This window comes from Microbacterium paulum (genome assembly GCF_015707995.1).
Taxonomy (GTDB): Bacteria; Actinomycetota; Actinomycetes; order Actinomycetales; family Microbacteriaceae; genus Microbacterium; species Microbacterium paulum.
This window is the reverse complement of record NZ_JAAGRY010000051.1, coordinates 1-24,912: the sequence shown is the minus strand read 5'-3', so window position 1 is coordinate 24,912 and position 24,912 is coordinate 1. Positions and strand designations below refer to the sequence as shown.

15 protein-coding genes and 1 pseudogene are annotated in these 24,912 nt (G+C 71.2%); 10 read left to right on the top strand and 6 right to left on the bottom strand.

The window, feature by feature from the left end; genetic code table 11:
• The 4 genes from G3N18_RS12065 to G3N18_RS12050 all read right to left on the bottom strand — a co-directional run.
• On the bottom strand, positions 1-918 hold a 918-nt coding region (locus G3N18_RS12065; protein ID WP_338038549.1), incomplete at its 3' end, for an energy-coupling factor ABC transporter ATP-binding protein.
• Positions 919-1,007: 89 nt separating this feature from the next.
• Positions 1,008-1,562, bottom strand: coding sequence for an ECF transporter S component (locus G3N18_RS12060; RefSeq protein ID WP_196384532.1), 555 nt, complete (start codon positions 1,560-1,562; stop codon positions 1,008-1,010).
• 49 nt (positions 1,563-1,611) lie between these two features.
• A complete protein-coding gene (locus G3N18_RS12055; protein WP_196384531.1) occupies positions 1,612-2,601 on the bottom strand; it encodes a pirin family protein in 990 nt (329 codons plus the stop codon).
• The gene (locus G3N18_RS12050) at positions 2,598-2,972 is read right to left on the bottom strand and encodes a GNAT family N-acetyltransferase (RefSeq protein ID WP_196384530.1); all 375 of its coding nucleotides are present in this window, start codon (positions 2,970-2,972) and stop codon (positions 2,598-2,600) included. Before G3N18_RS12050 ends, G3N18_RS12055 begins: the two co-directional genes overlap by 4 nt.
• 248 nt (positions 2,973-3,220) lie before the next feature.
• Here G3N18_RS12050 and G3N18_RS12045 point away from each other — a divergent pair, with 248 nt between their 5' ends.
• From G3N18_RS12045 to G3N18_RS12030, 4 genes are all read left to right on the top strand, one after another.
• Entirely contained in the window at positions 3,221-5,848 is a 2,628-nt protein-coding gene (locus G3N18_RS12045; RefSeq protein WP_196384529.1) for a DEAD/DEAH box helicase, read from the top strand.
• Between the two features lie 102 nt (positions 5,849-5,950).
• Positions 5,951-8,065, top strand: coding sequence for a DNA helicase RecQ (gene recQ, locus G3N18_RS12040; protein WP_196384528.1), 2,115 nt, complete (start codon positions 5,951-5,953; stop codon positions 8,063-8,065).
• Between the two features lie 130 nt (positions 8,066-8,195).
• Positions 8,196-9,515: a CotH kinase family protein gene (locus G3N18_RS12035; protein ID WP_338038551.1), complete on the top strand. Its 1,320-nt coding sequence runs from the start codon at positions 8,196-8,198 to the stop codon at positions 9,513-9,515.
• A 231-nt stretch (positions 9,516-9,746) separates the two neighbouring features.
• Positions 9,747-11,864 (top strand): acyl-CoA dehydrogenase family protein, encoded by a 2,118-nt coding sequence (locus tag G3N18_RS12030; RefSeq protein WP_196384526.1) that lies wholly within the window; start codon positions 9,747-9,749, stop codon positions 11,862-11,864.
• Positions 11,865-12,160: 296 nt separating this feature from the next.
• On the opposite strand, the gene G3N18_RS12025 is transcribed toward G3N18_RS12030, so the two are convergent.
• Positions 12,161-12,802, bottom strand: a complete 642-nt coding sequence (locus G3N18_RS12025; RefSeq protein WP_196384525.1) for a DUF4166 domain-containing protein — start codon at positions 12,800-12,802, stop codon at positions 12,161-12,163.
• A gap of 47 nt (positions 12,803-12,849) precedes the next feature.
• On the opposite strand from G3N18_RS12025, the gene G3N18_RS12020 reads away from it, so the two are divergent.
• Together G3N18_RS12020 and G3N18_RS12015 are read left to right on the top strand one after the other, a co-directional pair.
• Positions 12,850-13,845, top strand: coding sequence for an epimerase (locus G3N18_RS12020; protein ID WP_196384524.1), 996 nt, complete (start codon positions 12,850-12,852; stop codon positions 13,843-13,845).
• 9 nt (positions 13,846-13,854) lie between these two features.
• Positions 13,855-14,433 (top strand): DNA-3-methyladenine glycosylase I, encoded by a 579-nt coding sequence (locus G3N18_RS12015; protein WP_196384523.1) that lies wholly within the window; start codon positions 13,855-13,857, stop codon positions 14,431-14,433.
• A 191-nt stretch (positions 14,434-14,624) separates the two neighbouring features.
• Here the strand turns inward: G3N18_RS12015 and G3N18_RS12010 are convergent, their stop codons facing one another.
• Positions 14,625-15,020 (bottom strand): MDR/zinc-dependent alcohol dehydrogenase-like family protein, encoded by a 396-nt coding sequence (locus tag G3N18_RS12010; protein WP_196384534.1) that lies wholly within the window; start codon positions 15,018-15,020, stop codon positions 14,625-14,627.
• Between G3N18_RS12010 and G3N18_RS12005 the strand changes: the two are divergent.
• From G3N18_RS12005 to G3N18_RS11990, 4 genes and pseudogenes are all read left to right on the top strand, one after another.
• Positions 14,935-16,119, top strand: a pseudogene (locus G3N18_RS12005) (ATP-binding cassette domain-containing protein); the annotation flags it as partial. The gene G3N18_RS12010 and the pseudogene G3N18_RS12005 overlap by 86 nt on opposite strands.
• Positions 16,120-16,314: 195 nt before the next feature.
• Positions 16,315-22,419 carry an Ig-like domain-containing protein gene (locus tag G3N18_RS12000; RefSeq protein ID WP_196384522.1) on the top strand — a complete coding sequence of 2,035 codons (6,105 nt, stop codon included), beginning with the start codon at positions 16,315-16,317 and terminating at the stop codon, positions 22,417-22,419.
• A gap of 52 nt (positions 22,420-22,471) precedes the next feature.
• Positions 22,472-23,443 (top strand): AAA family ATPase, encoded by a 972-nt coding sequence (locus G3N18_RS11995; protein ID WP_196384521.1) that lies wholly within the window; start codon positions 22,472-22,474, stop codon positions 23,441-23,443.
• Positions 23,443-24,864: a DUF58 domain-containing protein gene (locus G3N18_RS11990; RefSeq protein ID WP_196384520.1), complete on the top strand. Its 1,422-nt coding sequence runs from the start codon at positions 23,443-23,445 to the stop codon at positions 24,862-24,864. Before G3N18_RS11995 ends, G3N18_RS11990 begins: the two co-directional genes overlap by 1 nt.
• Positions 24,865-24,912: the final 48 nt, after the last annotated feature.

The following is a 24,912-nucleotide window of genomic DNA, read 5'->3' as shown; positions in this document are numbered from 1 at the left end:
GGCAACGGATGCCGGGGCATCCACCGTCTCGAGCGCGGCGCGCAGCTCGGCGGGGTCGAGGGGGAGGGGCTCGAGGGCCCAGCCCGCGTCGCGCAGGCGCAGCGCGGCGAGCGTCGAGACGGGCAGCCACACGCCCATCGCGTGCAGGTCGTCGGCGCGGGCGCGGAGCACCTCGTCGACCGTGCCGTCGGCGACGGTGCGGCCGTCGTGGTCGAGCACGACGACGCGGTCGGTGATCCCCACGACGGCGTCGAGGTTGTGCTCGACGAGCACGAGGGCCCGGTCGCCCGCGGCGACGAGTTCGCCGAGGGCCGCGTAGACCTCTTCGATGCCCTGCGGATCGAGGTTCGCGGTCGGCTCGTCGAGCACGAGCAGCGGCGACCCCATCGCGAGGGCGCACGCGATCGCGAGGCGCTGCCGCCCTCCGCCCGAGAGTCGGTCGGGGTTCTCGGTGCGGCGCTCCCACAGGCCCACGCGGCGGAGCGCGTCTTCGGTGCGGGCGAGCACCTCGTCGACGGGCAGGCGCAGGTTCTCTGGCCCGAACGCGACCTCGTCGAGCAGGGTGCCGGTGACCAGCTGCGCGTCGGGGTCTTGGAACACCATGCCGACGTGCGTGCTCAGCTCGGCGACCGGGGTCACGGCCGTGTCGAGCCCGTCGATCAGCACCGACCCCTCGACAGTCGCCGGCACCGCGTGCGGAATGAGCCCGTTGAGCGCGAGCGCCAGCGTCGACTTGCCGGCCCCGCTCGGCCCGAGCAGCAGCACCACCTCGCCGCGCGCGACGTCGAAGCTCGCCGCGGCGGGCGCCGGGTGCGTCGCACCGTCGTGACGGATGCCGAGGTCACGAACCCGCGCGAGTGGCGTGGGTGTCTCGCCGGGGGGTGTCGCGGCGGCCGCTTTGACGACGGCAGAGGTCACGGGTTTTCCCATCGGTCAGAACAGTGGAGTCACCCTAGGTTAGCCGAACCTAACTTGCCCGGCCAGTCGCGCCTGCGGCCCCGCCCCAGTCAGCGGGCGGTGCCCTGCCGCGCGACGCCCGCGCGTCGCAGCGATGCGCCGATCGCGAGGCCGACCGCCGTCCACGCCACCGGGCCGCACACCGACAGTGCGAGGTACGCGATCTGCGCCCAGAGCGGCAGCGCGCTCAGGTGCGCGGCGAAGAAGACCACAACGGCGACGAGCACGCCGATGATGAACGCCGAGATGAAGAAGCGCCATGCCCCCCAGGCGCGGTAGCGGGTGAGGGCGGCGACGCCCTCTTGGATGGCTCCGAACAGCAGCGCCGTGCCGATGAAGCGCCCCGTCCACGCCGGGTTGAAGGCGCTCGAGACGACCGCCGCGAGCACGTGCGTCAGGATCGCGACGAGCGGCAGACGCAGCACCTCCTGCGCGATGATGCCCGGCAGCACGTGCGCGCCGAGCAGCAGGCCGTAGGTGAAGGGCACGGTCGCGAGCACGACCGGGGTCAGCACCCCCGCGATGCCGCCGACGATGCCCGTGGCGACACCGATCGCGGCGCACACGAGCAGCACGCGCGTCGAGAGGGTCGTGTGTCGGGCCACCCTCCCAGCGTACCGGCGCGGCCGCGCGCGCCGACCGTGACAAACCCCGTCAGTCGCGCCGGCGCCGCGGGGTGAGCCGCACGGCGGGGAGGGGCGGCGCGGTAATGCGCTCGTCGCCGTGGTCGACGACGTGCCCGAAGCGGGGCTGCGCGGCGCCGGGAACGCCCTCGGCCTCCCAGGCATCCCGCGCGTCGACGATCTCTTCGTGGGTGCGCGCGACGAAGTTCCACCACATCACGATGTCGGATTCGAACGGTTCGCCGCCGAGCACGAACACCGTCGCGTCGCGCTCCGCGGTCACCTCGATCGCCTCGCGCCCGAGGCCGAGGTAGAGCAGGCTCTGATCGGCGAGGTCGATGGATGCCTCGGCATCCGTCTGCACCGCCGGCTCGCCGCCCACTCCGACGAGCGCGCACTCCCACGCCGGCTCGAGGGGGAGGGTGACGGATGCCCCGGCGGGAAGGTGCACCTCGACGCCGGCGATCGGGGTGTACATCGTCGCGGGCGACGCGGCCCCGCCGAAGGTGCCCACGACGACGGTCGCCGTCGCGCCGCCGCCGAGATCGACGACGGGCAGGTTCTCGTGCCGCTCGAAGTCCTGTGCGCTGTGCCGCCGCGTCTCGGGCAGCGCGACCCACAGTTGCAGCGCGTCGAGGGGCACGGGGTCGTCGCCGACCGAGTACTCGGAGTGCGCGATCCCCGCGCCGCTCGTCATGAGGTTCAGCACGCCCCGGCGCACGATCACGTCGCTGCCGAGCACGTCGCGGTGGCGCACCTCGCCGACGAACGGCCACGTGACCGTCTGCAGTCCGATGTGCGGGTGCGGCTCCACCCGCATGCGAGCCGTCTGCGGCCCGAAGCGGTCGAGAAAGCACCACGCGCCGACCATCGGCAGGGCGCTCTGGGGCAGGCTGCGGTGCACCTGCATGCCGCGCACGCCGCCGAGCGGAACCTCGCGCGCCTCGAGCAGCAGGGCCTCGGGCCCCTCGCAAGCGGTCGGCGCCGAGGCCTCGGGCGGGCCGGCGTCGAGGCGGGTCATCCGCGCCAGTCTCCGACGCCCTCGTCGCCCGGGTGCTTCTCGTCGGTCGGGGCGTGCTCGGCGACCTCGACGTCGCGCGGGCGCCACTCGATGTTCAGCCCGGGCACCTCGTGCGTCTTCAGGTATTTGATGACGAAGGGGCACACCGGAATGACGGTGTCGCCGCGGCGCGCCTCGTCGGCCATCGCCTCGCCGACGAGCGTGGATCCGAGCCCCCGGCCGCCGTACGCCGGGTCGATCTCGGTGTGCGGATAGATGACCCGCCCGGGCGAGGCGAGCACGAACTCGGCGAACCCGGCGACACCGCCGTCGACCGTGATCTCGTACCGTTCCTTCTCGTCGCTGCGCACGACCTTGACGTCATCCGACATGGCGCTTCCTCTCACCGGGGCTGTTGCTCCTCCCAACGTAGGCGCGCCGCGCCCTGTTCCGCCAGGGTCGGCGCGGGCGCCGCCGCGGCGCGGGCGCGGAGCGCGCCGCCTCTCTGATCGCGAGTCACCACTTCTCTCGCGAATCACCTCGATTCCGAGCGGATTCCGGTGGTGATTCGCGAACCGCGTGGTGAGTCGGGGTGCGCAGACGGGGCGGGCGGGTGTGCCCGGTGCGGCAGACTCGGGTGATGACCTCTGCCGCGGCGCTCACCGAAGCCGTTCCGCACGGCGCGACCGCGGATGCCGCGTACGACGGCTTCGTGCGCTGGGCGAGCGGTCGCGGGCTCACGCTGTACCCCGCGCAAGACGAGGCCGTCATCGAACTCGTCTCGGGCAGCAACGTGATCCTCTCGACCCCGACCGGCACCGGCAAGTCGCTCGTCGCGATCGCGGCGCACGCCGCGTGCCTCGCCGCCGGCGGCCGCTCGTACTACACGGCCCCCATCAAGGCCCTCGTGAGCGAGAAGTTCTTCGCGCTCGTCGAGATCTTCGGCGCCGAGAACGTCGGCATGGTCACGGGCGACTCGTCGGTGAACCCCGACGCGCCGATCGTGTGCTGCACCGCCGAGATCCTCGCGAACATCGCGCTGCGGCAGGGGCCTGATGCCCCGGTCGATCAGGTCGTCATGGACGAGTTCCACTATTACGGCGACCCCGAACGCGGTTGGGCCTGGCAGGTGCCCCTCCTGCTCCTGCCCCGTGCACAGTTTCTGCTCATGTCGGCGACGCTAGGCGAGGTCGCCGACATCGCCGCCGACCTCGAGCGCCGCACCGGCCGCTCCGTCGCGCTCGTCACGGGCGTCGAGCGGCCTGTGCCGCTGCACTTCTCGTACGAGCGTCGCCCCGTGCACGAGGTGTTGACCATGCTCGTCGACGAGCGAGAGGTGCCCGTCTACATCGTGCACTTCTCGCAGGCGGCGGCTCTGGAGCGAGCGCAGTCCCTGGCATCCGTCAACCTCACCACCCGCGCGCAGCGCGACGAGATCGCCGAGGCGATCGGCGGCTTCCGGTTCACCACCGGGTTCGGAAAGACCCTGTCGCGCCTCGTGCGCGCGGGGATCGGCGTGCACCACGCCGGCATGCTGCCGCGCTACCGGCGGCTCGTCGAGACCCTCGCCCAGCGCGGCCTGCTGCGGGTGATCTGCGGCACCGACACGCTCGGCGTCGGCATCAACGTGCCGATCCGCACCGTCATGATCACGGCGCTGTCGAAGTTCGACGGCACCAAGATGCGCCAGCTCTCTGCGCGCGAGTTCCACCAGGTCGCCGGGCGCGCCGGCCGCGCCGGCTACGACACGCGCGGCAACGTCGTGGTGATGGCGCCGGAGTGGGAGATCGAGAACGCCGTCGCGCTCGCGAAGGCCGGCGACGACCCCGCCAAACGCAAGAAGATCGTGCGCAAGAAGGCGCCCACCGGTGTCGTGAACTGGGGTGAGGGTTCGTACGAGCGGCTCATCGCAGCCGTACCCGAGCCTCTCGTTCCGCAGCTGAAGCTGACGGCGGCGATGCTCATCAACGTGATCGGCCGCGGCGGCGACGTGTTCGGCAACGTGCGCTCGCTCGTCTTCGACAACCACGAACCCCGCGCCCGGCGGTTCGACCTCGCGCGCCGCGCGATCGCGATCTTCCGCACCCTCGTCGACGCCGGCATCGTCGAGATCGTGCGCGAGGGCGGCCCCGGCCCCGGCTCCCTCCCCGGTGGCGAGGGGTCGCGACACGCGGCGCCCACCACGGCGGATGCCGCGCGTCGCGACCCCTCGCGCCCCGAGATTCGCCTCACGCTCGACCTGCAGCCGAACTTCGCCCTCAACCAGCCGCTGTCGCCCTTCGCGCTCGCCGCGATCGAGCTGCTCTCTCCCGACGACGATGCGAGCGCGGGTGGCGGCATCGGCACGGGGCACTACGCCCTCGACGTCGTGAGCATCATCGAGGCGACCCTCGACGACCCGCGCGCGATCCTGTCGCAGCAGGAGTACAAGGCCCGCGGCGAGGCGGTCGCTGCGATGAAGCGCGACGGCATCGAGTACGACGAGCGCATGGCGCTGCTCGAAGAGGTCACCTACCCGAAGCCCCTCGCCGAGCTGCTCGATCAGTCGTACGAGGTGTTCGCGTCGAGCCAGCCGTGGGTGCGCGATTTCGAACTGAGCCCCAAATCCGTCGTGCGCGACATGTTCGAGCGGGCGATGACCTTCGCCGAGTACGTCTCCTTCTACCAGTTGCAGCGGAGTGAGGGCCTGGTGCTGCGCTACCTGTCCGACGCGTACCGCGCGATCCGCCAGACCGTGCCGGCCGAGGCGCGCACCGACGAGCTGGTCGACATCATCGAGTGGCTGGGCGAGCTGGTGCGCCAGGTCGACTCGAGTCTCATCGACGAGTGGTCGGCGCTCGTCGACCCGTCGGCGCACTTGCCCGAAGACGACGGCCCGGTCGTGCCGCCGGCGCCTCCGTCTGTGCTCACGAACCGGCGCGCGTTCACCGTGCTCGTGCGCAACGAGCTGTTCCGCCGCGTGCAGCTCGCGGCGCTGCAAGACGACGATGCGCTGGTCGCCCTCGACCCCGAAGTCGACTGGCCCGCCGCCCTCGACGCCTATTACGACGAGCACGACCAGATCGGCACCGGCGGCCCGGCGCGCTCGCCGCGTCTCGTCGAGATCGATGAGACGGATGCCTCGGCCACGGGCCTCTGGCGCATCGAGCAGACGATCGACGACCCGGCGGGCCACCACGACTGGCGCATCCGCGCCGAGGTCGACCTCGAGGCATCCGTCGAACAGGGCATCGCCGTCATCCGCGTGACCCAGGTTCTGCGCCTCTAGCCCCCGCCCTCACCTCCCTTCTCCGACGCCTCGCGAGGGGTGGGGTGGCGCGAGGAGGGAAGAAGGGGCGGGGGTGTCGGATGCCGCGGTTAGCCTGGTCTGGTGAGCTCGCACACCTTCGACGACCCGTACGCGGATCCTTACGCCGACGTGCCCTGGGGTCTCGACGAGCTCGCCCCGCCCGACGATGACGACGCGCCGCCTCCGCCGGAGTTCGACGGCTACGCCGGCGCGCTCTCGCGGTCGACACGTGATGCGGTGCCGGGGCATGCGGCCGGGCCCAGCGCGGTCCGCGCGACCGGCGCCGGCCAGGGGCATGCGGCCGGTGACGGACCCGCTCGACCCGCGGCATCCACCCCCGCGGCGCCGCGCCCGCGGCTCGGCCGCGATCGCACGGGCGACGACCCGCGCGCGGTGCTGAAAGACGTCTTCGGCTACGACGACTTCCGCGGCGACCAGGCCGCGATCGTCGCGCAGGTCGTCTCGGGCGGCGACGCGGTCGTGCTCATGCCGACCGGCGGCGGCAAGTCGATCACCTACCAGGTGCCGGCGCTCGTGCGGCCGGGCACGGGGCTCGTCGTGAGCCCCCTGATCGCCCTCATGCACGATCAGGTCGACGCGCTCACCGCCAACGGCGTGAACGCCGCCTACCTCAACTCGACGCAGAGCCCCGCCGAGCGGGCGAGCGTCGAGCAGGCGTATCTCGCCGGTGACCTCGACCTGCTCTACGTCGCGCCCGAGCGGCTCAGCGCGCCCGCCACGACGGCGCTGCTGCAGCGCGGGCGGCTGAGCGTGATCGCGATCGACGAGGCGCACTGCGTGAGCCAGTGGGGCCACGACTTCCGCCCCGACTACCTCGCCCTGGGCGACCTCGCCGAGCGCTTTCCCGGCGTGCCGCGCATGGCCCTCACCGCCACCGCGACGCGGGCGACGCACAAAGAGATCACCGAGCGCCTCGATCTTCCGCGGGCGAAGCACTTCGTGGCGAGCTTCGACCGGCCGAACATCCAGTACCGCATCGAGCCGAAGACCGACCCGCGGCGCCAGCTGCTGCAGTTCGTGCGCGCGCAGAGCGAGGCGAACGGCCGCGCCGCGGCGGGCATCGTCTACGCCCTCAGTCGCAAGTCGGTCGAGCAGACGGCCGAGTACCTGCGCACGCAGGGTGTCGACGCCCTGCCGTACCACGCGGGGTTGGATGCCGGGGTCAGAGCCCGCAACCAGGCACGCTTCCTCCGTGAAGAAGGCGTCGTCATGGTCGCGACGATCGCGTTCGGCATGGGCATCGACAAACCCGATGTGCGCTTCGTCGCGCACATCGACCTGCCGAAGTCGGTCGAGGGCTACTACCAAGAGACCGGCCGCGCGGGGCGCGACGGCGAGCCCTCGGTCGCATGGATGGCGTACGGCCTCGGCGACGTCGTGCAGCAGCGCCGGCTCATCGACCAGTCGCCGGGCGAGCGCGCCTACAAGCAGCGCCTCGGCCAGCACCTCGATGCCATGCTGGCCCTGTGCGAGACGGTCTCGTGCCGCCGGCAGAACCTGCTCGCCTACTTCGGGCAGGAATCCGGACCGTGCGGCAACTGCGACACGTGCCTCACCCCCGCCGACACGTGGGACGGCCTCGTACCCGCCCAGAAGCTACTGTCGACGATCGTGCGCCTCAAGCGCGAGCGCAATCAGGCGTTCGGCGCCGGCCATCTCGTCGACATCCTGCGCGGCGCTTCCACCGAGCGCATCCGCCAGCAGGGGCACGACAGTCTCGCCACCTACGGGCTCGGCGCCGACCTCACCGATCAGGACTGGCGCAGCGTCATCCGGCAGCTGCTCGCGCGCGGCGTGATCGTCGCGCAGGGCGAATACGGCGTGCTCGCGGTGGGTGAGGAGGGCGCCGCGGTCCTTCGCGGCGAGGCATCCGTGCCGCTCCGCCGCGACGTGCTGGGGCGCTCGGGCGGCGGGTCGCGTGTGCGCAAGGCCGCGGCATCCGACACCCTCGACGGGGGCGATCGCGACCTGTTCGAGGCGCTCCGTACGTGGCGTGCCGGCGTCGCGAAAGAGCAGGGCGTGCCCGCTTACATCGTCTTCGGCGATGCCACGCTGCGGGCTCTCGCCGAGCAGCGGCCCGCCTCGATCGCGGCGCTCGAGGGCATCACCGGCATCGGTGCCAAGAAGCGCGAGGCCTACGGCGACGCCGTGCTCGCGGTCATTGCAGGCTCATAGCCTTCTCGCCGCCGCCGCACAGAGCGAGGAGAACGCGCGCATAATGCGCCGTGGTCGGCTGTATCTCATGTCTGATTAGCCTCGCTTCCGCCTTGGCCCGCCCGCCCGTGTCGTCCTGCCGTTGACGGCGGTGGTGCTCGTCGTCGGACTCGCGGGGTGCGGGTCGCTCGCCGGCGCCGACGCGGCGTCGACCTCGAGCCAGACCCAGCAGAGTTCGGCGGTGACGGCGCAGGCGGCCGTGGCCGAGACGACGGGATCGTTGTGGGACACCTCGGTCGTCCACACCGTGTCGGTCGACGTCGACGCCGACGCGCTCTCGACGATGCTGTCGACCTACCTCTCCTCGGGTACCAAGAAGTGGCTCACGGCGAGCGTCACGATCGACGGGGTCACCTACGAGAACGTCGGCATCAAGCTCAAGGGCAACTCGACCCTGAAGGGCGTCACGGCCGATACCGATGCGTCGACGCTGCCCTGGCGGATCCGCCTCGACAAGTACGTCGACGGACAGAACGCGTCGGGCGTGACCGACTTCACCGTGCGGACGAACACCTCGGCGACCTCGCTCAACGAGGCGGTCGCCCTCGATGCGTTGGATGCCGCGGGCCTGGCGACCGAGCAGAGTGCGGCCACCCGGTTCTCGGTCAACGGCGGAACCGAAGAGCTGCGGCTGAGCGTGCAGGCCCTGAACGACGCGTGGGTCGAAGAGAATTTCCCTGATGCGGGCGCTGATTCGGTGCTGTACAAGGCCACCGCGGATGGAAGCTGGGGGTGGCTGGGCGCCGACGGCGACTACAGCGACTCGTTCGACATCGAGGCGGGCGACGACAACTACGCCCCGCTCATCGCGCTGCTCGACCTCGTCAACAACGGCACCGCCGACGAGATCGCCGAGAAGCTGCCCGGGATGCTCGATGTCGACTCGTTCGCGACGTATCTCGCCCTCGAAGATCTGATCGACAACTTCGACGACATCTCGGGCCCGGGCAACAACTCGTACCTGCTCTGGGATTCCGCGACGCAGAAGTTCACGATCGTGGCGTGGGACCACAACCTGGCCTTCGGCGTGCAGAACGTCGGCGGCGGTGGCGGTGGCGGGGCCGGCGGAGGCGGCGGTGCGGCCGCGGGCGGCGGTGCGGCCGGTGGCCAGGCGCCGTCGCGGACGACGGGCGCCCAGGGCGGTGCGGCACCGACCGGTGGCGGAGCCGGCGGCGGGATGGGCGGCGGCCAGACCGACAACGCGCTCGTGACCGCGTTCGAGGCCAACACCGAATGGGCCGCGCTGATCGCCCAGAAGAAGACCGAACTGCAGACGACGCTGTTCACCGACGGGGCGATCGCCGACTCGGTGACGCGGTGGTCGGCGCTGATCAACTCGGGCGCGAGCGACCTGGTCGACGCCGCGACGGTCACCTCGGAGTCTGACGCGATCCTGGCCTACACGCGCTGAGCGGGTGCGCGGGCGGCGCTCGCGCGGCTGGGCGGCCCGGCGGACGCCCGGCCGCCACCGCGGATGGTGGAACTGAGTCTCACAGAGTGTGAGTGTGGGTCTCATACAACGGAGAGTGCACACGGGTGTGAAGTCGTTTGTCGGGCGGACGCAAACGTGTTGCACGCTCCTTGTGCGACTCCTACCGTCGAGAGTGATCTTCTCTGTCCGTCTCCACCGAGAGGTAACCCCGTGACCGACACCGCCGTCCGCGAGAACATCCACCCCAAGAAGCCCGCGACCAGCAAGCGCACGCCCGCCGGCGGTGCGCCCACGGCGGCCCACACCGCCGACGAGGCGCACGAACCGCGCATCGACGTCGACGCCGTCACCGACCTGCTGCTCGGCACGTGGGGCGAGACGCGCCGCGAGGCGCGCGAGATGATCAAAGACCCGGCGTTCTGGCGCATCGACGGCCAGTCGGTGCCCGAGCACCGCGAGCGGGTGCTGGGCCAGTTGCGGCTGCTCGTCGAGAACAACGGCTCGCGTCGCGCGTTCCCGAAGGAGTACGGCGGCCTCGAGAACAACGGCGCCAACCTCGCCGGGTTCATGGAACTCGTGCTCGCCGACCCGAGCCTGCAGATCAAGTCGGGTGTGCAGTGGGGCCTGTTCGGCTCGGCCATCTACCAGCTCGGCACGAAGAAGCACTGGGATGCCTGGTTGAGCGACGTGATCGAGCTCGAACTTCCCGGCGCCTTCGCGATGACCGAGATCGGGCACGGCTCCGACGTGGCATCCATCGGCACCACCGCGACGTACGACCCCGAGACCGGGGAATTCGTCATCAACACGCCGTTCCGCGGTGCGTGGAAGGACTACCTCGGCAACGCCGCGCTGCACGGGCGCGCCGCCACGGTGTTCGCGCAGCTCATCACGGGCGGCGTGAACTACGGCGTGCACTGCTTTTTCGTGCCGATCCGCGACGCCGAGGGCGGCATGCTCCCCGGCATCCAGAGCGAAGACGACGGCGTCAAGGGCGGCCTCAACGGCATCGACAACGGACGCCTCGCGTTCGACCACGTGCGCGTGCCCCGCTTCAACCTGCTGAACCGCTACGGCGACGTGGCATCCGACGGCACCTATTCGTCCGAGATCCCGAGCCCGGGTCGGCGCTTCTTCACCATGCTCGGCGCGCTCGTGCAGGGTCGCGTCTCGCTCGACGGCGCCGCCACGACGGGCACCGCGCTCGCGCTCTACATCGCGCTCACCTACGCGAACCAGCGCCGGCAGTTCGATTCGGGCTCGGGCAGCGACGAGGTCGTGCTGCTCGACTACGGCAAGCACCAGCGGCGCCTGCTGCCCCTGCTCGCCCAGAACTACGCGCAGTTCTTCTCGAACGACGAGCTGCTGCGCAAGTTCGACGGCGTGTTCTCGGGCCGCACCGACACGCCGCAGGAGCGCGAAGATCTCGAGACCCTCGCCGCCGCGCTCAAGCCGCTGTCGACGTGGAATGCCCTGTCGACCGTGCAAGAGGCGCGCGAAGCGTGCGGCGGCTCGGGCTTCCTCGCCGAGAACCGCATGGTGGGCCTTCACCAAGACCTCGACGTCTACGTCACCTTCGAGGGCGACAACAACATCCTGCTGCAGCTGGTCGGCAAGCGCCTGCTCGCCGACTATGCGCGGCAGTTCAAGGGCGCGGATGCCGCGAAGCTGGCCTCGTTCGCCGCGAAGCAGACCGCGGGCAAGGTGTTCCACGGTGCGGGGCTACGCCGGCTCGGCCAGGCGGTCGCCGACTTCGGTTCGACGGCGCGCTCGGTCGAACTGGGGCTGCGCGCCGAGCAGCAGCACGAGCTGCTGGCGGGCCGTGTCGAGCAGATGATCTCCGACATCGCGGGGCGGCTGCGCCCCGCGTCGAAGGCGTCGCCCGCCGAGGCGGCCGACCTCTTCAACGCGAACCAGGCCGAGCTCATCGAGGCGGCCCGCGCGCACGGCGAGCTGCTGCAGTGGGAGGCCTTCAGCGACGGCGTCGCGAAGGTGACCGACGCCGGCACGGCGCAGGTGCTCACGTGGCTGCGCGACCTGTTCGGCATGTACCTGATCGAGAAGCACCTGGCCTGGTACATCATCAACGGGCGGCTGTCGACGCAGCGCGCGGCCTCGGTCTCGCGCTACATCGACCGGCTCGTGCAGCGGCTGCGCCCGCACGCGCAAGACCTGGTGGATGCCTACGGCTTCGCCCCCGAGCACGTGCGCGCCCCCATCGCGTCGGGCGCCGAGCAGGCCCGGCAAGACGAGGCGCGCGCGTACTACGCCGCCCTCGCCGCCTCGGGCGAGGCGCCGACCTCGGAGAAGTCGCTCAAGAAGAAGTAGCCCGCGCGCCGCGGTCGCGCCGCGGTCGCGCGCCGGGCGCCTTGCGCAACCGCGGAGATCTGCACACCTGCGGACTGGCTGCGGCGAGGCATCCGCGGTTGTGCAGATCTCCGCAGGTGTGCGCGGCGTGGGGTTTGGTTGTGCGCGGGGCGCGCGACCGCCGGACGGGCCTGCGCGCCGCGCCCGCGCCCCGCACGGACGCTGCGCGCGCCACACGAACTCCGCAGTATGTCGCGAACTCCGCACCCGGACCCGCGATCGGCTGCGGAGTTCGCGCATTCCTGCGGGGTTCGTGCTTACGGGGTAGCGGCGTCCGGGTCGGCGACGGGCACGACCGCGTAGGTGAACGTGCCCGCGTAGCGGAACACCTCGCCGAGCATCGGCATGGTGATGCGCACGTCGACGGCCTGCACAGGCCGCGCGCCCGTGCCGGCGGGGCACGCGGCGCGCTCGTGCACGGTCACCCCTGCGAAGCGCGTGAGCGGCACGCGCACGCGGCCGAGGCGCAGCCCGATCCGGCGCGAGCTGAGGCGCAGCGCGCCCCTCTCGACGGTCACGTCGAGGATCACTTCGAGCCCACCACGCCGACCGATGCGATCGACGAGCATGCCTCGCTCGACCGTCATGCGGTCGAGCATCACGCGGCGGCGCGGGCCGAAGGCGACGGTGCGCACCGCCGTCAGAGAGCCGTCGGGCTGTGCGGTGTTGACCACCGTGAACGGCACCCCGTGCCCGAACTCGGGGAACAGCACGCGGCGCCACGCGAGAAGCCGCCACAGCGGCCACAGTGCTCGCAGCCGCGATCCGGCCACCGCGAACACCCCGTGCCCGGCGCCGACCGACCCCTGCGATAGGGCGCCGAAGTAGCGCTGCAGCCCGGGATCGAGGCCGTCGATCGCGTCGCCGAGCACGCGCTCGTAGACCGAGGTATCGCTCATGCCGTCCACGCTATACTGAACTGAACATGTTCAGAAAGAGGTGACGGATGCCTGAAAAGCCCCGCGTCGTCATCGCCGGCGCCTCCGGTTTCATCGGCCCGGCGCTCGTCCGGTCGTTCGCGGGCGACGGCTACGACGTGCGCACGATCGGTCGGAGCGCCGCCGATGCCTCATGGCAAGATCCGTCCGCGATCGCTGCCCTCGTAGACGGCGCCGACGTGCTCGTGAACCTCGCCGGAAAGTCGGTGAACTGCCGCTACACCGACCGGGGCCGCGACGAGATCCTGCGCTCGCGCGTCGAGACGACCCGCGCGCTGCGCGAGGCGGTGGCCGTGGCATCCACCCCGCCCCGCGTCTGGCTGAATGCCTCGACTGCGACGATCTACCGCCACCGGATGGATGCCCCGAACACAGAGTCGACCGGCGAAATCGGCGAGGGGTTCTCGGTCGATGTCGCGACGAACTGGGAGCGCGAGTTCTTCGCCGACGACCTGCCCGAGACGCGACGCGTGGCGCTGCGGATGGCGATCGTGCTCGGCGACGGACCGGCGACCCGCATGCTCGTGCGGCTGGCGCGCCTCGGAATCGGCGGACCCCAACTCGACGGCTGGTGGCCGCAGCACCGCCGCTACCGCGGCATCGGGCCCCGGCCGACGGGCGACGGGCGGGCTCCGCACCGTGACACCCGGGGCCGGCAGCGGTTCAGTTGGGTGCACGTCGACGATGTGGTGAGCGCCGTGCGGTTTCTCGCCGAACGCAGCGACATCGAGGGCGTCGTGAACGTGGTCGCGCCCGAGGCATCCGACAACCGCACCCTCATGCAGACGCTCCGCCGCATCGTGGGGGCGCCGTTCGGGCTGCCCGCGTTCCGGTGGATGCTCGAGCCCACGATGTGGGTGCTGCGCACCGAATCGGAGCTCGTGCTGAAGAGCCGCTGGGTCGCGCCCGAACGCCTCACGGCCGCCGGATTCACGTTCGCGCACACCGACCTCGAAGAGGCGCTGCGCACCGTCGCGGGGCGCAGCACCGGGAGCCGGCGATAGCCTGGAATCGTGGATGACCTGCGGATCGGCCCCGACGGCCTCGCCCGCTGCGGGTGGGTGGGCGACGACGCCGAATACCGCCGCTACCACGACGAGGAGTGGGGCCGGCCGCTGCACGGCGACCGCGCGCTGTTCGAGAAGATGTCGCTCGAAGGGTTCCAGGCGGGCCTGTCGTGGATCACGATCCTGCGCAAGCGCCCGCGCTTCCGCGAGGTGTTCGCCGGGTTCGAGCCCGCGGCGGTCGCGGCCTTCGGCGACGACGATGTCGAACGCCTGATGACGGATGCCGGGGTCATCCGCAACCGCGCGAAGATCCTCGCCACGATCGGAAACGCGCGCCTCGTCGAGGAGATGGCTCCGGGCGAGCTCGACGCGTTCATGTGGTCGTTCGCCCCGGCGCCGCGCGCGGAGGGCGAGCGCCCGGTCGTGTTCGCCGACGTGCCGGCGACCACCGCGGCATCCGATGCCCTCTCGAAAGCGCTGAAGAGGCGCGGCTTCCGATTCGTCGGGTCGACGACGATGTACGCGCTCATGCAGTCGGCCGGCATGGTCGACGACCACCTCGCCGGCTGCCACCGCGCGGGCTGACCGCCCGGGCGCCGTTCTGTCACCCGCCCCGCGCCGCTGTCGCCGCGGCTGCGCGTTCGGTATTCAGTCTGCGCGTAGGCGGCACCGGGCCTGCTCGCCGGAATCACGCGGCGCGCGCCGGCTGTCCGGCCCGAAGAGACTGAATACGGTACGCCGCCCACGCCGCCCACGCCGCCCGGACCCGCCGCGGGTCAATCCGGCACGACGACGGCGCGTTCGCGGCCGATGTGGGCCCAGGCGTCAACGACCCGGCTGAGCGGGTAGTCGGTGTAGGGCACCTGCAGCGTGCCGTCGGCGATGAGGGCCATCACGGCGGGCAGTTCGGCGACCATGCGCTCGGTCGAGACCGACCCGGCTCCCGAACCCGAGATGCGGATGCGGCGGCTGCGCAGCAGCGACGCCGGAACCCGTGCATCGAGGCCGCCCAACGAGCCGATCTGCACGTAGTCGATGTCGGCCGCATCGTCGTCGAGCCCGCGCCGACCGAGCGTCGCGAAGGCCGTCTCGGCGGCAGGCCCCAAATGTAGTCGAGCACGAGAGAGGATCGACGGAGTGAACATCGCGGATGCCGCGGCGATGCAGATCACGGATCTCGCCGCCTGGCTGCGATCGATCGACGATCCGTCGGTCGCCCCGCTCCTGCGCACCCTGCAGCAGACGCTCGACTCGTTCGTCGACATCGGCCTCGGCTACCTCTCGCTCGACCGGTCGAGCGGCAGGCTCTCGGGCGGCGAGGCGCAGCGCACGAAGATGATCCGCCACCTCGGGTCGAGCCTCACCGACATGACGTACGTCTTCGACGAGCCGACGACGGGGCTGCACCCGCACGACATCCAGCGCATGAACGAGCTGCTGCTCCTGCTGCGCGACAAGGGCAACACGGTGCTCGTCGTCGAGCACAAGCCCGAAGTGATCGCTATCGCCGACCACGTCGTCGACCTCGGCCCGGGGGCCGGCCGCGCGGGCGGCCACATCACGTACGAGGGCGACGTCGCGGGGCTCCGCGCCTCCGACACCGCCACCGGGCGCCATCTCGACCACCGCGCGGCGCTGAAGCCGGCCACCCGCGAGCGCACGGGGGTGCGCGAGATCCGGGGCGCGACCCTGCACAATCTGCGCGGCGTCGACGTCGATGTGCCCCTCGGCATCACGCGGTGCGAGCTGTGCGAGGGGTCGGGGTTCAGCGACGATGTGCTCGACTACACCCTCGACGACAAGAACATCGCCGAGGTGCTGGCGATGTCGGTCGACGAGGCGGCCTCGTTCGTCGCGAAAGGGCCTGCGCAGACGATCCTCGGCCGCATGACCGACGTCGGCCTCGGCTACCTGACCCTCGGGCAGTCGCTCAACACGCTCTCGGGCGCCGAACGGCAGCGCCTCAAACTCGCGATCTCGATGGCCAAGAAGGGCGCGGTCTACGTGCTCGACGAACCCACGACGGGCCTGCACCTCGCCGACGTCGAGGCCCTGCTCGGGCTCATGGACAGGCTCGTGGATGCCGGTAACTCGCTCATCGTCATCGAGCACCATCAGGCGGTCATGGCCCACGCCGACTGGATCATCGACGTCGGCCCGGGCGCGGGGCGCGACGGCGGAACGATCGTGTTCGAAGGCACTCCCGCCGACCTCGTGGCCGGCGCGCAGACCCTCACCGCCGAGCATCTCGCCCGCTACGTGGGGGCGTGAGCCGCGGCATCCAGCCCGCTGCGTCGCCGGGTGTCACTGAGCGAGACATGGGGAGTTCTCCCCATGTCAAGCGTTTCTTCGACGTCGCGAGCGTGTCGTAGGCTGACTGCGTCTGCACGACGTGTGCGCCTGCTTCAGCAACAGGTCCCGACGCCACGCAATGAATACGAGCCCCGGGGGGGAGCCGGCCCGACCATGAAGTCGTTCGCGTGGCTTCGAGCGCGCCCGAAAGCGCTGATCTCGACCGGAATCGTCACGGTCGCGGCCCTCGCCGTGGGCTTTTTCGCCTATGCCTACGAGGGCAAGCCGACGACCGAGGTCGACCTCCACGACGGCGGGGTCTGGGTCACGAAGCAGTCCAGCCTGCTCGTCGGCCACTTCAATCACGAGTCGCGCGTGCTCGACGGCGGGCTGCGCGCGGCATCCTCCGACTACGACATCCTGCAGAGCGGGTCGCGCGTGATGATCGTCGATACGGTCGGCTCGTCGATCGCGTCAGTCGACCCGGCGCGGGTCATCCTGTCGGACTCGGCCTCGCTCGCTCCCGGCTCGTCGGTCGCGATGGGCTCGTCGACGGTCGCCGTGCTCGAGCCGTCGGGCACCCTGTGGGCGAGCCCGTTCACCGCCGTCAGCGGCATCGGCGCGCAGGGCGCCGAACCGGTCGCCGACGAGGGCAAGAACGCGAAGGTCGCCGTCGGCGTCGACGGAACCGTGTACACGGTCTCGGCCGAAGACGGGGTGCTCCGCTCGTACGGCCCGGGCGACGAGGGCAAGACCGTCGAGAAGTCGTCGCGCGGGCTCGAGGGCATCGGCACCGACGACGAGCTGTCGATCACGGTCGTCGGAACGACCGCGTTCGTGCTCGACGCGACCACACGCACCCTGTACAGCAGCGACGGCATGAAGACCGAGGCACCCGCCGATGCGGTGTTGCAGCAGGCGTCGGATGCCGCTGACGCGGTCACCCTAGCCACGCCCACGGACCTCGTGCGCGTGCCGCTCGGCGGCGGCGACCCCGCCTCGGTCCCCTCCGGCGGTGGCAAGGGCACGCCCGCCCAGCCCGTGTTCGTCGCCGGATGCGCCTACGGCGCCTGGTCGGGGTCGGGCAGCTTCGTCCGCGACTGCCCGGGCGAGGCCGACGACCTCGCCCAGGAGGTTCCGGGCATCGAGCCGACGAGCGTGCTGCGGTTCCGCACGAACCGGGACGTGGTCGTCCTGAACGACGTGTTCGGAGGAGCGGCGTGGATGGCCTCCGACGCCCTGCAGCGGGTCGACAACTGGCAGGACATCACGCCGCCCGAAGGCGACGGCGAGGACCAGGAGGAGACCACCGAAGAGACGGTGCAGACGACCCTCCCCGAGCGCACCGACCAGAACACGCCGCCGATCGCCCAGGACGACGAGTACGGCATCCGTCCGGGCCGCACGACCGTGCTGCCGGTGCTCGACAACGACACCGACGCCGACGGCGATGTGCTCGTGGCATCCGTCTCGCAGACGCCGTCGTTCGGAACGGTCGAGCCCATCCACAACGGCGCCGCGCTGCAGATCACCGCGCCCGCCGACGCGAGCGGGTCGACGACCTTCCGTTACACGGTCGAGGATGGCCGGGGCGGCGAGGCGACGGCATCGGTCACCCTCACCGTGCACGACTTCGATGTGAACTCCGCGCCCGTGCAGAAGCGCACGACGCCGATCACGGTCGAATCGGGGGGCACCGCGTCGTACAACGTGCTGCCGGACTGGATCGACCCGGACGGCGACGACATCTTCTTGCTCGACGTCGCCCCCGACGGCGGCGACGAGGCCGACTTCACCTCGGACGGGCAGATCACCTACCGCGCGATCGGCGGCATGCAGGGTCGCAAAGACGTGCCGATCCTCGTCTCCGACGGCAGCGACAGCAGCGCCGGCGTCGCACGCTACGACATCCGGCCCCTCGGCACGACCGTGCCGATCACGAACGCCGACCACGTCGTGACCCGGGTGGGACGGCCCGTCACCGTCGCGCCGCTCACAAACGACACGAGCTCGGGCAGCGAGCAGCTGCGCCTCACCCGCGTCGACGAGGTGCCGGGTGCGCAGGTCGTGCCCGACTTCGCCGACAAGACGTTCTCGTTCACCGCGCAGGCGGCGGGCACCTATTACGCCCAGTACCTCGTCTCGGCGGGCCCGAACTCGGTGCCGGGGCTCGTGCGCGTCGACGTGCTGCCCGAGTCGAACGACGACCTGCCGCCCGTCGCCGTGCGCGACGTGGCGCTGCTGCCGAGCGGCGGCGACGTGCTCGTGAACGTGCTCTCGAACGACACCGACCCCGGCGGCGGCATCCTCGTCGTGCAGTCGGTGACGGTGGATGCCGGGTCAGGGGTCGCGGCGGCGGTGCTCGGCCACGAGACCATCCGGGTGAGCGATCTCGCCTCGATCGACCAGCAGGTGCGCATCGGATACACGATCTCGAACGGCTCGCAGTCGGCGAACGGCGAGATCGTCGTGATCCCGGTGCCCGCGCCGAGCCGGCTGCGCCCGCCGGTCGCCAACGACGATCAAGCCGTGGTGCGCGTGGGCGACACCGCGACGATCCCCGTGCTCGACAACGACTACCACCCGAACGGCGACACGATCCACGTCGCCCCCGACCTCGTCGCGCCGCTGGTCGACCCCGAGGACGGCGAGGCGTTCGTCTCGGAGGACACCGTCCGCTTCCGCGCGGGCGACGAGCCGAAGACCGTCTACGCGACGTACGAGGCGGTCGACTCCACCGGTCAGCGCGATGCCGGCTATCTCACGATCCAGATCCTGCCGCGCAACGACGAGGCCAACTCGGCCCCGCGCCCGCGCGACCTCACGGCACGCACGCTCAGCGGCTCGCAGGTCGAGATCCCGGTTCCCCTCGACGGCATCGACGAAGACGGCGACTCGGTCGAGCTCGTCGGCATCGCCGACGCCCCCAAGAAGGGGCGCATCGTCGAGACGGGGGCGAACTCGTTCACCTACGAGGCCTTCGAGGGCTCGGTGGGCGTCGACACGTTCACCTACCGGGTCCGCGACAATCTGGGCAAAGAGGGCACGGCGCCGGTGCAGATCGGCATCGCTCCCGCGGCATCCACCAATCAAGCGCCCTACGCGGTGCGCGACTCGGTCGTCATGCGGCCGGGGCGCGAAGTGGCGGTGCCGGTGCTCGCGAACGACTCCGACCCCGACGGCGACGAATTCGGGTTCGCGCCCGACGACGCGGTGACCGTGCCCGACGGCGTTCCGGGCCTCAAGGCCCGCGTGAGCGGCACCTATCTGCTGATCACCGCGCCGGCGACCGAGATGAACACGTCGGTCGAGTACGCGATCACGGATGCCCGGGGCTTGCGCGCCTCGACGAGCGTGCAGATCACGGTCGACGACACCGTGCCGCTCAGCCCGCCCATCGCGCGTGACGACCGGGTGCGCGCCGAAGACGTCGCCGACGACGGCACCGCCGTCATCGACGTGCGCGAGAACGACGACGACCCCGACGGCACGAAGAGCGCCCTCGCGGTGACGCTCGGCGCCGGTTCGGGTACGGCCCGGGTGCTGCCGAGCGGCGAGGTGTCGGTCACGATCGGCGACGCGCCGCAGCTCATCACCTACACGATCACCGACGCCGACGACCAGTCCGCGTCGGCGTTCATCCGGGTGCCGTCGCTGTCGGAGCTGCCGCCGAGCCTCATCTCGACCAAGCCGGTCGAGGTGAAAAGCGGCGAGACGATCGAGCTGCCGCTGAAGGATTACGTGCGCGCCGCGGGCGGCAAAGACGTCGTCATCACCGAGGCGGCGAAGGTCGCCGCCGTGCACGCGAACGGCGCCGACCTCATCAAAGACCAGCGCACCCTCGTCTACACATCGGCCGACCGCTACTTCGGCACCGACGCGATCACCTTCGAGGTCACCGACGGCACCGGCCCCGACGACCCCGAGGGGCGCAAGGCCACCCTGACGATCCCGATCACGGTGCTGCCGCCCGACAACCAGCCGCCGACGATGGTGGGCGCGACCATGAACGTGGCGCCGGGTGAGGATGCCTCTTCGCTCGACCTCGCCGCGCTCGCGACCGACCCCGACCCGGAAGACCAGGGCAAGCTGACCTTCCGGCTCAAGGGATCGGGGCCGCAGGGCCTCACGGCATCCATCGACGGCACGGCGCTGAAGGTCTCGGCCGCGGCCGAGACGGCCAAGGGCACGCAGGCGCGGTTGACGGTCAGCGCCGACGACGGCACGACGACGCCCGCCGAAGCGACGATCACGGTCACCGTGACGGCGTCGACGCGCCAGCTCGCGAGCGCGAACGACGACGTGATCGCACAGTCGAACCAGGGCGCGACCGAGTCGGTCGCGGTGCTCGAGAACGATGTGAACCCGTTCCCCGGCAAGCCGCTGAAGGTCGATTCGGCCGTGCTCGAGACGGGCGAGGCGTCGGTCGTCGTCAAGGGCGACCGCGTCGAGGTGACGAGCGGCAAGACGTTCGTCGGCACGGTCGTGGCCCGCTACCGCGTGCTCGATGCCACCGGCGACGCCGACCGCGCCGTCGAAGGGCGCATCCGCATCACGGTCCAGGGTCGCCCCGAGGCGCCCGGAAAGCCCGTGGTCTCGAGCGTGCAGAGCCGCACCGTGGTGCTGTCGTGGACGCCGCCGAGCGACAACGGCGCCCCGATCACGGGCTACACCGTGACCTCGACGGCGGGCGGCTTCTACACGAAGAACTGCCCCTCGACGACGTGCACGCTCGACGGGCTGACGAACAACGTCGAGTACAACTTCGTCGTCACCGCGACCAACAAGGTCGGTGTGTCGGATGCCTCGGTGCCGTCGGAGACCGCGCGCCCGGATGTGCGCCCCGACACCCCGGCGCCGCCGACCCTGGTCTTCGGCGACCGCAGCCTGAAGGTCTCGTGGGTGCCGCCGCGCACCGAGGGATCGCCGATCGAGACGTACACGCTCGAGATCTCTCCCGCACCGCCGTCGGGCATCGTGCAGAAGACCGGCGTCACCGGCACGAGCATCGAGTGGACGGGCCTGGAGAACGGCGCGTCGTATCAGGTGCGCGTGCGCGCCCACAACCGCGCGCCCGAGCCGAGCGAGTTCAGCCCGTGGTCGGCGGCGATGGTGCCGGCCGCGCCTCCTGCCGCTGCGAACGCCCCGACGACGAAGCTGCTGAGCCCCGTCGCATCGCAGGCTCAGGTCGAGGTGGCGTGGAACGCGCCGGCGAACAACGGCGACGCGATCTCGGTTTACGAGCTGCGCGTGAAGCAGGGTGCGTCGGTCGTCAAGACGGTGACCGTCGGGGCCGGGCAGACGACTCAGGCCGTCGTGGTCGACACCTCGACGACCAACTACACGTTCGACGTGCGCGCGAAGAACAAGGCGGGCTGGGGCGAGTACAGTCCCACTTCGGCACCGCGTCGCGGCGTGACGGCGCCGGGCGCGCCGACGGGCGTCGCCGCCAGCGAGGGCGACAACCGTGTCGGCGTCACCTGGACGGCGGGTGCCGCCAACGGTGCGGCCGCGGGCGAGATCCGCTACGAGTACTCCGTGAAGGGTGGCGGCTGGCGAAACGACTGGGTCTCGGGCGGCACCAACGGTTCAGGCACGATCGGCAACGGTCAGGTCAACAACAACGCCAGCTACACGATCCGCGTGCGGGCCGTGTCGACGGTCGACGGGTCGGAGTTCGCCAGCGGCGCCTCGAACACGTCGAACAGCGTCGCGCCGTTCGGTCAGATCGGCAACCCGAGCGCGAAGGCGAGTGCGTCGGGCACGACCATCAACTACTCGTGGACCTCGCCGGGTGCCAACGGCCGGAGCGTTTCGACCGAGGTGTACGTCGACGGCGGTCTTGTCAGCCGAGACGCCAACGGCTCGATCTCGCGGGGTTACGGCTACAGCGAGACGCACTCGATCGAGGTGCGCACCAGCGCCGAGGGATCGAACACGACCACGGCATCCGCCTCGGCCCGAACCGACGACCCGCCGCCGCCGCGCGTGTGGGTCACCCGCGGCGACTACTACGCCGCCGGGGGCTGCACGAACGGCTGCTATAAGTACGTCATCAACACGCAGAACTTCCCGGCGGGCACGTACACCGTCGCGTGCTGGCACGACACCGGTGGTAACACGCAGTTCGGCACGCCGACGTCTTACAACCTGCCCGCCAACGGCTCGCTCCAGCTCCAGTGCTGGAAGGGTGCCGACGGCAATAACGCCTGGGTCGACATCTACGGCTGGGGCGGCAGCGTCGACACCGAGAAGACATGGTGGAAGAGGGGCAATTAGCCCTCTCCCACGCCCGCAGTATGACCAGCTCTCTGACCCAAGGAATGAACGCATGAGCATGACCCCCGAACAGGCCGCCTGGTTCCGCGACACCTTCACGCGCCTGGTCGACAACGTCGACGAAGCGCTGCTCGGCAAGCGCGAGGTCGTGGGTCTCGTGCTGTCGGCGATGCTCGCCGAGGGTCACGTGCTGCTCGAAGACGCCCCCGGCACCGGCAAGACGAGCCTCGCGAAGGCGCTCGCCGCGAGCGTGCAGGGCACCTCGACCCGCATCCAGTTCACGCCCGACCTGCTGCCGTCGGATGTGACCGGCGTCACGATCTACGACCAGCAGAACCACCGGTTCGAGTTCCACCGCGGCCCCGTGTTCGCCTCGATCGTGCTCGCCGACGAGATCAACCGCGCCTCGCCGAAGACCCAGTCGGCCCTGCTCGAGGTGATGGAGGAGTCGCGCGTCACGATCGACGGCACCGCGCACGAGGTGGGTCGCCCGTTCCTCGTGATCGCGACGCAGAACCCGATCGAGCAGTCGGGCACCTACAAGCTGCCCGAGGCGCAGCTCGACCGGTTCATGCTCAAGATCTCGATCGGCTACCCGACGCTCGCCGTCACCGAGCGCATCCTCGCCGGCGCGGTCGACCGCAACCCGTCGGCCTCGCTCAAGCCGGTCATCACGACGAACGCGGTCGCCGACATGGCCGACCTGGCCGCATCCGTGCACATCGATCCGGCGGTCGCCCGCTACACCGCGCAGCTCGTCGAGGCGACGCGTGCGTCGGATGCCACGCGCCTCGGCGTCTCGGTGCGCGGGGCGATCTCGATGATCCGCGTCGCGAAGGTGTACGCGGCATCGCAGGGGCGCCACTACGTCATCCCCGACGACATCAAGACCCTCGCCGTGCCGGTGTGGGCGCACCGTCTGGTGCTCGATCCCGAGGCCGAGTTCTCGGGCACGACGGCCGAATCGGTCATCCAGCGCGCTCTCACCTCGGTCGAGGCGCCGCTCGCGCGGGCCGCGAGCTGATGACCTCGTCGCCGGAGACCGCCACCCCGCCGCGCCGTGCGCGACGGGGTAGCGGTGCGTCCGGCGCAGGCGCCGACTCGGGTGCCGCGACGACGGATGCCTCGGCCACGGGCGATCTCGGAGCGCCCCGCACCGACGCATCCGGCGCCTCCGCCCCCGATCCCTCCGACACCGGCCTCGTCTCGCCCCGCGCGGCGACCCGCGCGGAGCGCTGGCGCGAGCGCGCCGACACGGCCCGGCGGGTGAGCCGCGGCATCCTGCGCGGCATCGCCGACATCGTGCGCCCGCTCGGCTGGGTGTTCCTCGCCGGGGCGGTCGTGCTGTGGTGGCTGGCGCTGGCCTTCGGATGGCAAGAGATGCTCGTCGCGGCGGTCGTGCTCACCGTGGTGCTCGTGGTGAGCGTGGCTTTCCTCTTCGGTCGCACGACGTACGAGATCGAGCTCGACCTCACGCGCACCCGCGTCGTGGTCGGCGAGCGCGCCGTCGGCGGGCTGACCCTCGCCAACCGCACGTCGCGCACGATCCTGCCCGCCGAGGTCGTGCTGCCGGTCGGCCACGGACGCGGCGTCTTCCAGGTGCCGCGGCTCGTGCCCGGCGCCGAGCACGAAGAGGTGTTCGCGATCCCGACGACCGCCCGCGGCGTGCTCGAGGTGGGTCCGGTGAGCGTGCGCCGGGGCGACCCCCTCGGCCTCTTCGAGCGCACCCACGATCGCCGTCAGGCCGTCGACCTGTACGTGCACCCGCGCACGACCGCGCTCGACGGGCTCTCGCTCGGGCACCTGCGCGACCTCGAAGGACTGCCCTCGCAGCATCTGGCCCGCGACGACGTCTCGTTCCACGCGCTGCGCGAGTACCAGCCGGGCGACGACCTGCGGCACGTGCACTGGAAGTCGACCGCCCGAGCGGGCGAAGTGATGGTGCGTCAGTACGAAGAGACGCGGCGCTCGCACTTCGTCGTGGGCCTGTCGAGCCACCCCGACGAGTACCGCTCGGCCGACGAGTTCGAACTGGCGATCTCGGTCGCCGGATCGGTGGGGCTCCGGGCGCTCCGCGACTCGCGCATTCTCGACGCGCGCACGCAGAACGGGCCGCTCCGTTCGCTGAGTGCGCGCCGGTTCCTCGACGAGCTGTCGCTGCTCGGGCACTCCCGCCCCCGGCAGGGCGGTGTCGTTGCCCTCGCGGGCGCGATTGCGGTGCACGCGCCGCAAGCCGCCGTGGTGGTGCTCGTCACTGGGTCGAAGACCGCGGCATCCGACCTGCGGCTCGCGTGCTCGCGGCTGCCCTACGGCGTGCGCGCCCTCGCCGTCGTCACCGACACGCGGGTGGCCGCGCCGGCCCTGCAGCGCATCGCCGAGGCCGACGTCGTGACGGTGGGCGACCTCGACCAGCTGCCCCGCGCCGTGCGGAAGGTGCTCGCATGACCGACGCCCCGCACACCGCTCCGGTCGGCCGCGCATCCCGCTCCGGGC

Coding starts and splice junctions, on each gene's coding strand:
- G3N18_RS11990 (WP_196384520.1), top strand. CDS start 23,443: ATGACCTCGTCGCCGGAGACCGCCACCCCGCCGCGCCGTGCGCGACGG.
- G3N18_RS12020 (WP_196384524.1), top strand. CDS start 12,850: ATGCCTGAAAAGCCCCGCGTCGTCATCGCCGGCGCCTCCGGTTTCATC.
- G3N18_RS11995 (WP_196384521.1), top strand. CDS start 22,472: ATGAGCATGACCCCCGAACAGGCCGCCTGGTTCCGCGACACCTTCACG.
- G3N18_RS12055 (WP_196384531.1), bottom strand. CDS start 2,601: ATGACCCGCCTCGACGCCGGCCCGCCCGAGGCCTCGGCGCCGACCGCT.
- G3N18_RS12000 (WP_196384522.1), top strand. CDS start 16,315: ATGAAGTCGTTCGCGTGGCTTCGAGCGCGCCCGAAAGCGCTGATCTCG.
- G3N18_RS12045 (WP_196384529.1), top strand. CDS start 3,221: ATGACCTCTGCCGCGGCGCTCACCGAAGCCGTTCCGCACGGCGCGACC.
- G3N18_RS12025 (WP_196384525.1), bottom strand. CDS start 12,802: ATGAGCGATACCTCGGTCTACGAGCGCGTGCTCGGCGACGCGATCGAC.
- G3N18_RS12050 (WP_196384530.1), bottom strand. CDS start 2,972: ATGTCGGATGACGTCAAGGTCGTGCGCAGCGACGAGAAGGAACGGTAC.